We start from the raw sequence: 12,165 nt of genomic DNA on the forward strand, positions 1-12,165 counted from the left end.
GGCAGGTGCGGCGAGTGGTTTGGCGCGGGGTACACGACGAAGCCGGTGAGGGCGCCCCGTCCCCACGGACCCTCACCGGCGGTCTGTCACGAGCCGTACGTCAGACGCGTACGAGCTCCCGGTCCTCGTCGTCCTTGCCGGCCCCGGCGGCCTCGTCGGACAGGGCGCGCAGGCCCTCGCCCTCGACGTCGACGTTGGGCAGCGCGCGGTCCAGCCACTTCGGCAGCCACCAGGCGCGCTTGCCGAGCAGCGCGAGCACCGCCGGGACGATCGCCATGCGGACGACGAACGCGTCGAAGAAGACCGCGACGGCGAGGCCGAAGCCGATCATCTTGATCATGGATTCGCTGGAGGTGATGAAGCCGCTGAAGACGGAGATCATGATGACCGCCGCGGCGGCCACGACCCGCGCGCTGTGCCGGAAGCCGGTCACCACGGCCTGGCCGGGCGTCTCCCCGTGGACGTACGCCTCCCGCATCCGGGTCACGAGGAACACCTCGTAGTCCATGGCGAGGCCGAAGACCACGCCCACCATGAAGATCGGCATCATCGACATGATCGGGCCGGTCTGCTCGACGCCGAGCAGGCCGCCGAGCCAGCCCCACTGGAAGACCGCGACGACGGCGCCGAGCGCGGCGAGCACGCTGAGCAGGAAGCCGAGGGCCGCCTTCAGCGGGACCAGGATGGAGCGGAAGACCGCGATCAGGAGGAGGAAGGCGAGGCCGACCACCAGCGCCAGGTAGGGGACCAGCGCGTCGTTGAGCTTCTGCGAGAAGTCGATGTTCATCGCGGTGGTGCCGGTGACCAGGACCCGTGCGCCGGTGTCGGCCTTGACGTCGGCGCCCTGGTCGCGGATGGCGTGCACCAGGTCCTCGGTCTGCATCGAGGACGGCTTGGAGTCCGGGATCACCGTGATCGTCGCGGTGTCGCCGGCCTTGTTGAACGCCGCCGGGGTCACCGTCACGACGTCCTTGAGGCCCTTGATGTCGTCGGCCACCTTGGTGGCCGCCTTCTTGGGGGCGTCGCTGCCCTTGGCGTCGACCACGATCATCAGCGGCCCGTTGAAGCCGGGGCCGAAGCCCTCCGACAGCAGGTCGTAGGCCCGGCGCTGGGTCGTGGACGTGGGCTGCGAGCCGTCGTCGGGCAGGCCCAGTTCGAGCTGGGTGGCCGGGAGGGCGATCGCGCCGAGGCCGGCCACGCCGAGGAGCAGCACGGCCGCCGGGCGGCGGACCACGAAGCTCGCCCAGCGGGCGCCCAGGCCGGGCTTGTCCTTCGGGGTGGCATGGGAGTGCGTCCGGCGCTTCTCGCCCGCGGCCCTGACCTTGCGGCCCGCGTAGCCGAGCATCGCCGGGATCATGGTCAGCGCGATGAGGACGGCGACCACGACCGTGCCCGCCGCAGCGAGGCCCATCTTCGTCAGCATCGGCACGCCGACGACCGAGAGACCCGCGAGCGCGATCACGACCGTGAGGCCGGCGAAGACCACCGCCGAGCCCGCCGTGCCGGCGGCGCGGCCGACCGCCTCCTCGCGGTCGCGGCCCTCGGCCAGCTCGCCGCGGTAGCGGGAGACGATGAACAGCGCGTAGTCGATGCCGACGGCGAGACCGATCATCATCGCCAGGGTGGACGTGGTGTCGCCGAGGTCGAGCGCCTTGGCGAGGGCGGTGATGGTGGAGACGCCGATGCCCACGCCGATGATCGCCGTCAGCAGCGGCAGTCCGGCCGCGACCAGCGAGCCCAGGGTGATGACGAGGACGACGGCGGCGATGGCGAGACCGATGGCCTCACCGGCGCCGCCCGCGTCGGCCCCGGACTGGAGCGCGTCACCGCCGACCTCGACGGTCAGCCCGGCTTTCTCGGCGTGGTGGCCGGCCGCCTCCAGCGCGTTGCGGGAGGAGTCCTTGAGCTCCGTGCCGGAGACGTCGTAGCGCACCGAGGCGTAGGCGACCGTGCCGTCCTTGCTGACGGCGTGCTGCTTGAACGGGTCGGTGACGGAGGTGACCTCGGAGCCGGCGGCCAGTTCCTTCACGGTCTTCTTGACGGTCGCCTTGTTGAGCTTGTCCGTCATCTTCTCGCCGGCCGGTGCCTTGAAGACGACTCGCGCGGTGGCGCCGTCGGAGCTGGCGCCGGGGAAGCGCTGGTCCAGCAGGTCGAAGGCCTTCTGGGCCTCGGTGCCGGGGATCGAGAAGGAGCTGGAGCCGGCCGCGGGGGCGGAGGCGGCGGCGACGCCGGCGAGGGTCAGCAGCGCCACCCATATGAGGGCGACGTAGTGCCGTCGCCGAAAGGCGAACCGGCCGAGTTTGTAGAGGAACGTGGCCACGGGGGCGTACTCCCGGTCAGGTCGTGGGGTTTTCAGGGCAGGGGTGATCAACCCGGTGGGTGGCAGGGGTGATCGGCCCGACGACGTGAGCGGAGACGTCAGGTGGGCTGGCCGCGGGGATGGGTCAGCAGGTGGGTGCGCCGAGGGCGGGCAGCACCACGGCGTCGATGTACGACAGCAGGAAGGTCTGGGTGGGCGGCTGCTCGTCGATCAGCGAACGGGCGGCGAATCCACCGATCATCATGTGCATCACGAAGTCGATGGCCGGGTTGTCCGCACGGATCTCGCCCCGGTCGATCGCCCGCTGCAGCACGGTCCGGAAACCGGCCATCTCGGGCTCGATCAGGTGCTCCTTGAACGCCTGCAGAAGATCCGGGTTGCCGTGGATCGCCATGGCGAGGCCCCGCATCAGCGCGGAGTTCTGCTCCATCTCGCAGTCGTCGGAGCGGAGCGTCATGGCGTGCAGGTCGCCGCGGAGCGAGCCGGTGTCGATCTCGTCGAGCGCGGCCCCCGGCTTCTGGTACCGGACCGCCTTGGCCACCAGCTCGGCCTTCCCGCCCCACTGGCGGTAGAGGGTGGCCTTGCTGGACTTGGTGCGGGCGGCGACGGCGTCCATGGTGAGGGCGTCGTAGCCGACCTCGCGGAGCAGGTCGAGCACGGCCTCGTACAGCTCGGCCTCACGCTCGGGCGTGATGCGACTGCGACGCGCCGTTGCGACCTCAGTCATGCCACTCACCCTTCATTGCTCCACCATCGCCTTCGTGCTTACACCCCGAACATACCCTGCGATCTACAGAAACGAAACCGTTTCGTACGTGTGCTGTCTCACGCGGACGGAAAATCCGTGAGCTGCCACGAGTTGCTGGCCCTCCGCCCCCGGCAAAGCATGGGGAGGTGAGCTATCTGCGCCTGCCGCACCTCAGCGGCGACCTGTTGTGCTTCGTGGCCGAGGACGACCTCTGGCTGACCTCGATCGACACCCCGGGCCGCGCCTGGCGGCTCACCGTCGACCGCACCAAGACCGGCCATCCGCGCTTCTCCCCCGACGGCCGCCGGATCGCGTACACGAGCTGGCGGAGCCTGGTGCCCGAGATCCACCTGGTCGACGTCGGCGGCGGACCCGGCCGGCAGCTGACGTACTGGGGCAGCGCCGACACCCGGGTGTCCGGCTGGACGCCGGAGGGGGACATCCTGGCGGTCGCCTCGCACAGCCAGCCCTTCTCCTACTTCACCTGGGCCTACAAGGTCTCCCCCGACGGCGACCCGGGCCGCAAACTGCCGTGGGGGCCGGTCGCCGACATCCAGGTCACCGACATCGCCGACGAACGCAGGACCCTTCTGCTCACCGGCACCCCGCCGCACGAGCCGGCCGGCTGGAAGCGCTACCGGGGCGGCGCCATGGGCCGGCTGTGGCTGCACGGGCAGCGGCTGCTGGAGGGTATCGGCGGCCACCTCGACTCCCCGATGTTCGTCGGCGGCCGGATCGCCTTCCTCTCCGACCACGAAGGCGTCGGCAACCTCTACTCCTGCGCCTACGACGGCTCCGACCTGCGCCGGCACACCGACCACGACGCCTTCTACGCCCGGCACGCCGCCAGCGACGGCACCAGGGTCGTGTACCAGTGCGCGGGCGACCTCTGGCTCGTCGACGATCTCGGCCCGGACGCCGCACCGCGCCGCCTCGACGTACGCCTCTCCGGGCCCCGGGCCGGGCGCCGTCCCTACCAGGTGCCGGCCGCCCAGCACGTCGACGGCGTCTCCGTCGACGAGACCGGACGGGCCAGCGCCGTCGTCGTGCGCGGCAGCCTGTACTGGCTCACCCACCGCGACGGACCGGCCCGCACCATCGCCGACACCCCGGGCGTACGGGTACGGCTCCCGGAGATGCTCGGCTCGACCGGGCAGATCGCCTACGTCACCGACGCCGGCGGCGAGGACGCCGTCGAGATCGCCCACCTGCCCCGGGCGACCGGCGACCGCCCACCGCGCCGCCTTGCCTGCGGGAAGCTGGGCCGGGTGCTCGAACTGGTCTCGGACCCCCTCGGCGAACGGCTGGCGGTGGCGGCACACGACGGCAGGCTGCTGCTCATCGACGTGACCGAGGAGGTGGGCGACCTCGCCGGAGCCGACGCCGTTGACGGCGTTGACAAAGTTGACGGCGTTGACGGCGTTGACGGCGTTGACGCCTCTAATCCCGTCAACATTGACCCTGTTGACGGGGCGGACTCCGACGACGTGGTCACCGAACTGATCCAGTCGATCAACGGACCGGTCCGTGATCTGGCCTTCTCACCGGACGGGTCATGGCTGACCTGGTCGCATCCGGGCATCGGCCGTTCGCTGCGGCAGATCAAGATGGCCCGCATCAGCGACCGGCTCGTCATCGACGTCACCAACGGCCGCTTCGAGGACGAGAACCCGGTCTTCACCCGCGACGGCCGCTACCTCGCGTTCCTGTCCTGGCGCGGCTTCGACCCGGTGTACGACGTGCACACCGGCGATCTGTCGTTCCCGCTCGGCTGCCGCCCCTACCTGGTCCCGCTCTCCTCGGCGACCCCCTCCCCGTTCGCGCTCAACCCGGACGGGCGGCCGGCGGCCGGCGGCCTGGACCCCGTCGAGGACGAGGAACCCGGCGAGGGCGGCGCGGTGACGGTCGAGGTGGAGGGGCTGGCGAGCCGGGTGACCCCGTTCCCGGTCACCGCCTCCAAGTACTCGGCGCTGTACCCGGTCGCGGGCGGCGGCCTGGTCTGGCTGCGCTGGCCGATCTCGGGCGCGCTGGGCGAGACCTTCGTCAACCCGGCCGACACCAGCGGGCGGCCGACCCTGGAGTACTTCAACATCACCAAGGCGAAAAAGTCCGAACTCGTGGACCACCTGGACTGGTTCACGGTCAGCGGCGACGGCAGCCGGCTGGTCGTGGTCGACGAGGGCGAGCTGCGGGCCGTGCCGTCGACCGAGTCCGGCGACGGCGACACGACCGTCTGGATCGACCTGCGCCGCATCCTGCACGAGGTCGACCCGCCCGCCGAGTGGCGCCAGTCGTACGCCGAGGCAGGCCGCCTCATCCGGGACTACTTCTGGGACCCCGGGATGTGCGGCATCGACTGGGACGGCGTGCTCGACCAGTACCGGCCCCTGGTCGAACGGGTCGCGTCCCCCGACGACTTCGCCGACCTCCTCCGTGAGGTCCTCGGCGAGCTGGGCACCTCGCACGCCTACGTCACCCCGGCCCGCCGCAACGAGGGCCCGCCGCACTACCAGCGCTTCCAGGGCCTGCTCGGCGCCAACCTCGTACGCCGGGACGGCGGCTGGACGGTCAAGCGGATCCTGCCCGGCGACTCCTCCGACTCCAAGGCGCGTTCCCCGCTCGCGGGCACCGGCATCCGGGAGGGCGCGGTCCTCACCCACATCGACGGCAGACCGGTGGACCCGGTGACCGGACCGTTCCCGCTGCTCGCGGGGGCGGGGGCCACGACGGTGGAGCTGACCTTCGCCCCGGGCGAGGGCGAGTCGGGGCCGCCGCGCCGGGTCGCCGTCCTCCCGCTGATCGACGAACGGCCGCTGCGCTACCAGGACTGGGTGGCCAAACGCCGCGAGGTGGTACGGGAGATGAGCGGTGGCAAGTGCGGCTACCTGCACATCCCGGACATGGGCGGCTCGGGCTGGGCCCAGTTCAACCGCGATCTGCGGATGGAGGTCTCCCGGCCCGCGCTCATCGTCGACGTGCGCGGCAACGCGGGTGGCCACATCAGCGAACTCGTCGTGGAGCAACTCAGCCGGACCATCCTCGGCTGGGACCTGACGAGGAACGCCCAGCCGGTGTCGTACGCCTCCAACGCCCCGCGCGGCCCGATCGTCGCACTCGCCGACGAGGCCACCTCCTCCGACGGCGACATGATCACGGCCGCGATCAAGCTGCTGAAGCTCGGCCCGGTCGTCGGCCAGCGCACCTGGGGCGGAGTGGTCGGCATGACCGGCCGCCACCGCCTGGGCGACGGCACGGTGATCACGGTGCCGATGAACGCGGCCTGGTTCGAGGACTACGGCTGGTCCGTCGAGAACCACGGCGTCGCCCCCGACCTGGAGGTCCTGCGCACCCCGATGGACTGGGCGGAGGGCCGCCACGTCGAGATGGACCACGCGATCCAACTGGCCCTGGACCTCCTCACCGACCACCCGGCAGCGGTCCCACCCGACTACAGCGAAGTCCCCAACCGCTCCCGCCCCAAGCTTCCCCCGAGGCCGACGACCCCGTCAGCTTGAACACCCCGTCAGCCTGAGCGCCCCGTCAGGGGCGCGGGGAACTGCGCGATCAACCCCCACGCACCCGCACCCGCACCCGCACCCACCACCCCACCGCGACCCACTCCCCCCATGGGCGCACAAAACGCAGGGCACCCTCCATGAAGAAGGGCGCCCCACGCCTGTCGGCCAAGCCAAGTGCAACGACTAGGCGTCGTAGTCCTGGTCGAACCGGTCCTGCATCTCCAGCTCGGCGTCGTCCATGTTCTGACGACCGCGCTCAGTCATCTGCCGGCCGCGCTCCTGCGCCTGCTGGCCGCGCTGCTGAGTGTGCTGGGCGGCCTGCTGGCCGCGCTGCTGCGTCTGCTGGCCGGGCTGCGGGGCCTGCTGGCCACGCTGCGGGGCCTGCTGCCGGCCTTCCGGCGTCTTCTGCTTGGTCTGTCCCTGCATCTTGCCGGCCTTGTCCTTCATACCCATGTGGGTTCACTCCCGTGGAGGGTGAGGGGATCGGCCCTCAGTCGGTGTCGATTGGGGCCTCGACCAGACTCACACGGGGCGACTACGCGCGCATTTCGATCAATGACGGTGCGTAGCGCGCGCCTCCTCGTCGGCCGCCCCACCTGCACCGACGAGCCCCGTACGCATGCCCTGCAGCCGGGGCGCGAACCGCTTCATCTCCCGCTGCCCGACCGTGCCGATCAGCGCCGGCAGATACCCGCGCACGCCCTGCATCCCGCGCAGCCACCACTGCCCGTACACGTGCGCCGAGCGCCGCTCGATGCCGGCCACGATCCGGTCCACGGCCGGACCCAGCGGGTACGTCTTGTTCGCCGGCCAGGGCAGCCGCTGCCGCAACTCCCGCATCACCTCGTCCTGGTCGGCGCCGCGCACCATGTCGGTGTCCGTCCAGGACAGGTACCCGACCCCGACCCGCACGCCCTGGTGGCCGACCTCGGCGCGCAGGCTGTGCGCGTACGCCTCCACGCCCGCCTTGGACGCGCAGTACGCCGTCATCATCGGCGCCGGCGTGATCGCGGCCAGCGACGCGATCTGCAGCAGATAGCCGCGGCTCTCGGTGAGCACCGGCAGGAACGCGCGCGCCGTCACCGCCGAGCCGATCAGGTTGACCTCGATCACCCGCCGCCAGGCCTCGGGGTCCGACTCGGCGAACGGACCGCCGTTCGCCACCCCGGCGTTGGCCACCACGATGTCGGTCTTCCCGAACCGCTCCTTGACCTCCCGCGCGACCCGGCTCATCGCCTCGTGGTCGGTGACGTCGGCGTACCAGTAGGCGCTGTCGCCGTGCAGCCTGCCGGAGACCTCCTTGAGCGCCTCCTCCTCCAGCCCGACCAATGCGACCGTCGCCCCGCGCGCGGAGAGCTTGCGGGCGAGCAACTCGCCGACACCGCGCGCCGCTCCGGTGACGACGGCGACCTGTCCTTCGAGACCGACCCTGCTCATGAGCCCTCCTTGATCCGCGCGGGCCCGTCGGCGCCGGCTTCCTCACGGGCGCCGGTCACGTACGCGGTGACCAGTTCCCGGATCTTTGCGTTGACCACTTCCGGTGCCTCGACCGGAGTCATGTGGCCCGTCCCCGGCAGCTCGGTGAGGCCGAGGGGGTGCGGCAGCGCGGCGATCAGCGCGCGGGCGTGCACCGGGGGCGTGAGCCGGTCGGCCGTGCCGGTGACGACCGCCGTGGGCGCGCTCAACTCCCGTACGCCGTGATCGAGGTCGAGCTGCGCGAGGACGCGCGCCCAGGTATGGCGCACGGCGCTCGGGCAGGCGTGCACGATCCGCGCGCACGCCTCGACCATGTGCGGGGCGGAAGCCGGGCCCATGGTCGCGTACTTGAGGATGCGCAGCGCCAGGGGCGTGACAGGACCGAGCGGGGCGCGCGAGGCCAGGACCCGCGCCGTCAGCCAGGTGCGCAGGCCGCCGGCCCGCAACGGCAGGACGAGCGCCTCCGCGACCAGCCGCGAACTGCCGGTGCTGCACAGCAGGACGGCGGCGGCGTGCGCGCGGAAGCGGGGGCGTGCGGCGGCCGCCATGACGGTCATGCCGCCCATGGAGTGGCCGACGATCACGGCACGTTCCCCGCGGGCGAGGGTGTGCGCGAGCACCGCTTCGAGGTCGTCCGCCAGCGCCTGGGTGGTGCACGCAGGGCTCGCGGGACTGCGCCCGTGTCCCCGCTGGTCGTACGCGATCACCCGGTGGTCGACGGCCAGTTCGCGCGTCTGTGCCGCCCAGAAGGCGGTCGAGCAGGTCCAGCCGTGGGCGAGGACGACGGGGGGCGCGTCCTCGGGGCCGTGCACCTCGACGTGCAGGCGGGCGCCGTCGGCGGAGACGACGGTGAGTTCGCGGGCGGGGGCGGGGGGCGCGTACGGCCCGGAGGTCACGTGGGTGAGGCGGCTCATGCCCCCACCTCCGCACCGGCCATGTCACTGTCGCCGGCGCCGCCGCCCGGCAGGGACGGGCGGATCACGTCGTACTCCGCGAGGTCCACCCGCTGGGTCGCCCGCCGGAACTCGGTGGTCGTACCGGGCCAGATGGTGGTGTTGCGGCCGCTCGCGTCGAGGTACCAGCTGGTGCAGCCGCCGGTGTTCCAGACGGTGCGCTTCATGCGCTCCTGGACCTTGTGGTTCCAGGCGGCCACGGCACCGGGGCGGGCGTCCAGGGCCGCCCGGCCGCCGAGGACGCGGAGCTGGCGCAGGTAGTCGGCCAGGTAGTTCAGCTGGGACTCGATCATGAGGATCATGGAGGAGTTCCCGAGGCCGGTGTTGGGCCCGATGATCGTCATCCAGTTGGGGAACCCGGCGGCCGTGGCACCGCGGAGCGCCTCCATGCCGCCCTTCCAGGTCTCCGCGAGGGTCCGCCCGTCGGCACCGACGACCCGCTCGGCGATGGGCATGTCGGTGACGTGGAAGCCGGTGCCGAAGATGATCGCGTCGACCTCGGCGGAGGTGCCGTCGGCGGCGACGACCGTCGACCCACGCACCTCGCTGAGCCCGCTCGCCACCAGGTCCACGTTCGGCTGGGCCAGCGCCGGATAGTAGGTGCTGGAGAGCAGGATCCGCTTGCAGCCGATGCGGTAGTCGGGGGTGAGCTTGGCGCGCAGCGCGGGGTCCTTGATCGCGCGGGCCATGTTGCGCTTGGCGAGGCTCTCCACCAGGCCGAGTTCGTCGGGCCGCTTGGTGAACGCCTGGACCTGGAGCTCCCTGATGCCCCACAGCAGGCCGCGCCGGGCCTGGGTGGTGAAGGGCAGCGCGCGGTGCAGCCGGCGCTCGGCGGCGCTGATGGCACGGTCGGCGCGGGGCATCACCCACGGCGGGGTGCGCTGGAAGAGGGTGAGGCGGTCGACCTCGGGCTGGACGGCGGGCACGATCTGGATCGCGGAGGCGCCGGTGCCGACCATGGCGACGCGCTTGCCGCGCAGGTCGTAGTCGTGGTCCCAGCGGGCCGAGTGGAAGACCTTGCCGGGGAAGGAGTCCAGGCCCGGGATCCCGGGGATCTTCGGGTCGGACAGCGGACCGGTGGCGGAGACGACGACGTCGGCGGAGAAGGCGCCGGCGGCGGTCTCGATCTCCCAGCGCAGCGCCTCCGCGTCCCAGGCCATCCGCTTGACCTCGGCGTCGAAGCGGAGGTGGGGCCGGAGCCCGAACAGGTCGGTGACGTGCTCCAGGTAGGCGCGGATGTGCTCCTGCCCGGAGAAGGTGCGCGGCCAGTCGGGGTTGGGTGCGAAGGAGAAGGAGTACAGGTGGGAGGGCACGTCGCAGGCGCACCCCGGATAGCTGTTGTCCCGCCAGGTACCGCCGACGCTGCCGGCCCGTTCCAGGACGACGAAGTCGGTGATCCCCTCCCTGCGCAACCGCACGGCCGCGCCCAGCCCGCCGAACCCGGACCCGATCACCGCCACCCGTACATGCTCGTGCTGGGCCATCCCGGAGCCTCCACACCTCGCCCGTGATTACGCCAGTGAACACTGGCACGGTTGGACTGTAGAGCAGCTCCGTACCGATGGGTAGGCCCCGGACGGAGGAAAGTTACCGGCGGTACAACATAGGCTGCGCACGTGACGGACGACGGCGGACGAACGACCTCCACGGCCTCCGCCCAGGGCGGCGGCCGCGAGTACCGCATGGAGGAACTGGCCGCACGGGCCGGCATCACCGTGCGCACCCTGCGCTTCTACCGCGAGCGCAAGCTGATCCGGCCACCCCGCCGCGAGGGCCGCATCGCCTGGTACGACGACCACCACCTGGCCCGGCTGCGCACGATCTCGGCGCTGCTGGAACGCGGTCACACCCTGAACGGCATCGCGGAGCTCGCCGAAGCCCTCGACCAGGGCCGCAACGTCGCCGACCTGATCGGCGTCGACACCCCCACCGAGGAGGAGCCGGTCCGCCTCACCCCCGAGGAGCTCGCCGCCCGCTTCGAGGGCGAGGTCACCCCGGAGAACCTCGCCGCCGCCATGGACCTCGGCTACCTCGGCACCGACGGCGACGACATCGTCCACATCAGCCGCCGCCTGCTGGACGCCTCCGAGGCCCTGGTCCGCGAGGGCTTCCCGCTCGCCGAGGTCCTGGCCGCCGGCCGCAGCGTCCGCCGGCACGCCGACGCCCTCGCCGAACTCTTCGCCGACCTCGTCCTGCGGCACGGCCCCGAGGAAGACATGGAACGCCTGCGCCCCCTGGCCCGCAGCGTGGTGGAGGCGGAGGTGTCACTGGCACTGGACCGGCGGCTGCGCAAGCGGGCCTAGGGACGCCCAGGGGCTGCATGCCGTCGCCCCTAGTCCCACCAGAACGACCAGGAAGCCCGTCCCACGAGGTCCGCCGCGTACTCGGGGAACGGCGTGGGCGGGTCGTCGACGATGTTGTCCGCGGTCGACAGCACGTGCTCCAGGGCGAGCAGGTCCGCGTGCTCCGCCTCGACGGGAGGTCGCGCGACCGAGACGTACAGCTCGCTGCCGAACACCGCCACGGCCTCGGCACCGAAGCGGTCCTCCCAGCTGCGCAGGAGTGCGCAGAGCAGGGGCAGCGGTGCCTCCGCGGACCAGCCGGTCACCGCCAGGGCGTCGCTGCCGCGGCGGGCGGGAACGAGCACGAGGCGGCAGTCGTACAGCCCGTAGGGGGCGGTCTCCACGAGCCCGGACACCAGGCCCGACGCGGCCTCCTCCGGGGTCGGGCAGGCGGCCGTGACCGGCATGTGCGGCGCCAGGCCCGGCCAGTGCGTGAAGGGCGGTCCTGGGTCGTGCGGCCACGGCTCGACCCCTTCCTCTTCCTCCTCCGGTGCCAGGGCCGGCGTGGGGTTCGTCCAGAACGGGAGCCTCTTGCGGCGGTACTCGGCGAAGTCCGCGGCCAGCACCTCCTCGAGACGGACGGCGTCGACCTCTTCCGGGCCGAGCGGCTTCCCCATCTCGTCGAGCCAGCACAGGAGGGGAAGCAGGCCGTGTTCCCGCCGCCCCTCCAGCAGGCGGGGCCACAGCCGTCGGACGTCGTCCGGGAAGCCGTCGGAGACCCACACCGACGTGGGACCGAGGGGCACGAACCGGCCAGGAGGCAGACCGTCGGGCAGCGCGAATGTCATGGCCGCACCGTAGAGCGCGG

At 71.9% G+C, this 12,165-nt stretch carries 9 protein-coding genes; 2 read left to right on the plus strand and 7 right to left on the minus strand.

The features are described from left to right. Positions 1-100: 100 nt before the first annotated feature. Together ACFY0K_RS14725 and ACFY0K_RS14730 are read right to left on the minus strand one after the other, a co-directional pair. Positions 101-2,320 carry an MMPL family transporter gene (locus ACFY0K_RS14725; RefSeq protein ID WP_390640138.1) on the minus strand — a complete coding sequence of 740 codons (2,220 nt, stop codon included), beginning with the start codon at positions 2,318-2,320 and terminating at the stop codon, positions 101-103. A gap of 124 nt (positions 2,321-2,444) precedes the next feature. After that, positions 2,445-3,047 carry a TetR/AcrR family transcriptional regulator gene (locus ACFY0K_RS14730; RefSeq protein WP_390640139.1) on the minus strand — a complete coding sequence of 201 codons (603 nt, stop codon included), beginning with the start codon at positions 3,045-3,047 and terminating at the stop codon, positions 2,445-2,447. A 167-nt stretch (positions 3,048-3,214) separates the two neighbouring features. On the opposite strand from ACFY0K_RS14730, the gene ACFY0K_RS14735 reads away from it, so the two are divergent. Beyond that, positions 3,215-6,583: a S41 family peptidase gene (locus ACFY0K_RS14735; protein ID WP_390640140.1), complete on the plus strand. Its 3,369-nt coding sequence runs from the start codon at positions 3,215-3,217 to the stop codon at positions 6,581-6,583. Between the two features lie 186 nt (positions 6,584-6,769). Here the strand turns inward: ACFY0K_RS14735 and ACFY0K_RS14740 are convergent, their stop codons facing one another. The 4 genes from ACFY0K_RS14740 to ACFY0K_RS14755 all read right to left on the minus strand — a co-directional run bounded on the left by ACFY0K_RS14740 (position 6,770) and on the right by ACFY0K_RS14755 (position 10,499). Beyond that, positions 6,770-7,039, minus strand: coding sequence for a hypothetical protein (locus ACFY0K_RS14740; RefSeq protein ID WP_390640141.1), 270 nt, complete (start codon positions 7,037-7,039; stop codon positions 6,770-6,772). A gap of 99 nt (positions 7,040-7,138) precedes the next feature. After that, positions 7,139-8,023 (minus strand): SDR family oxidoreductase, encoded by an 885-nt coding sequence (locus tag ACFY0K_RS14745; RefSeq protein WP_390640142.1) that lies wholly within the window; start codon positions 8,021-8,023, stop codon positions 7,139-7,141. Beyond that, positions 8,020-8,976 carry an alpha/beta fold hydrolase gene (locus tag ACFY0K_RS14750; protein WP_390640143.1) on the minus strand — a complete coding sequence of 319 codons (957 nt, stop codon included), beginning with the start codon at positions 8,974-8,976 and terminating at the stop codon, positions 8,020-8,022. The genes ACFY0K_RS14745 and ACFY0K_RS14750 overlap by 4 nt, the downstream gene beginning before the upstream one ends. Continuing rightward, positions 8,973-10,499, minus strand: a complete 1,527-nt coding sequence (locus ACFY0K_RS14755; RefSeq protein WP_390640144.1) for a flavin-containing monooxygenase — start codon at positions 10,497-10,499, stop codon at positions 8,973-8,975. Before ACFY0K_RS14755 ends, ACFY0K_RS14750 begins: the two co-directional genes overlap by 4 nt. A gap of 198 nt (positions 10,500-10,697) precedes the next feature. Here ACFY0K_RS14755 and ACFY0K_RS14760 point away from each other — a divergent pair, with 198 nt between their 5' ends. Continuing rightward, a complete protein-coding gene (locus tag ACFY0K_RS14760) occupies positions 10,698-11,318 on the plus strand; it encodes a MerR family transcriptional regulator (protein WP_351957364.1) in 621 nt (206 codons plus the stop codon). A 29-nt stretch (positions 11,319-11,347) separates the two neighbouring features. Here ACFY0K_RS14760 and ACFY0K_RS14765 read toward each other — a convergent pair whose 3' ends face one another. Continuing rightward, positions 11,348-12,145, minus strand: coding sequence for a DUF4253 domain-containing protein (locus tag ACFY0K_RS14765; protein ID WP_390640145.1), 798 nt, complete (start codon positions 12,143-12,145; stop codon positions 11,348-11,350). Between the last annotated feature and the right edge of the window lie 20 nt (positions 12,146-12,165).

Origin of the sequence: Streptomyces sp. NPDC001507 (genome assembly GCF_042894765.1) — a bacterium.
Classification (GTDB): Bacteria; Actinomycetota; Actinomycetes; order Streptomycetales; family Streptomycetaceae; genus Streptomyces.

What these genes read in the sequence shown, in the direction of transcription:
- ACFY0K_RS14745 (WP_390640142.1), bottom strand. Translation starts at nt 8,023, where the DNA reads ATGAGCAGGGTCGGTCTCGAAGGACAGGTCGCCGTCGTCACCGGAGCG.
- ACFY0K_RS14730 (WP_390640139.1), bottom strand. Translation starts at nt 3,047, where the DNA reads ATGACTGAGGTCGCAACGGCGCGTCGCAGTCGCATCACGCCCGAGCGT.
- ACFY0K_RS14740 (WP_390640141.1), bottom strand. Translation starts at nt 7,039, where the DNA reads ATGGGTATGAAGGACAAGGCCGGCAAGATGCAGGGACAGACCAAGCAG.
- ACFY0K_RS14760 (WP_351957364.1), top strand. Translation starts at nt 10,698, where the DNA reads ATGGAGGAACTGGCCGCACGGGCCGGCATCACCGTGCGCACCCTGCGC.
- ACFY0K_RS14750 (WP_390640143.1), bottom strand. Translation starts at nt 8,976, where the DNA reads ATGAGCCGCCTCACCCACGTGACCTCCGGGCCGTACGCGCCCCCCGCC.
- ACFY0K_RS14755 (WP_390640144.1), bottom strand. Translation starts at nt 10,499, where the DNA reads ATGGCCCAGCACGAGCATGTACGGGTGGCGGTGATCGGGTCCGGGTTC.
- ACFY0K_RS14765 (WP_390640145.1), bottom strand. Translation starts at nt 12,145, where the DNA reads ATGACATTCGCGCTGCCCGACGGTCTGCCTCCTGGCCGGTTCGTGCCC.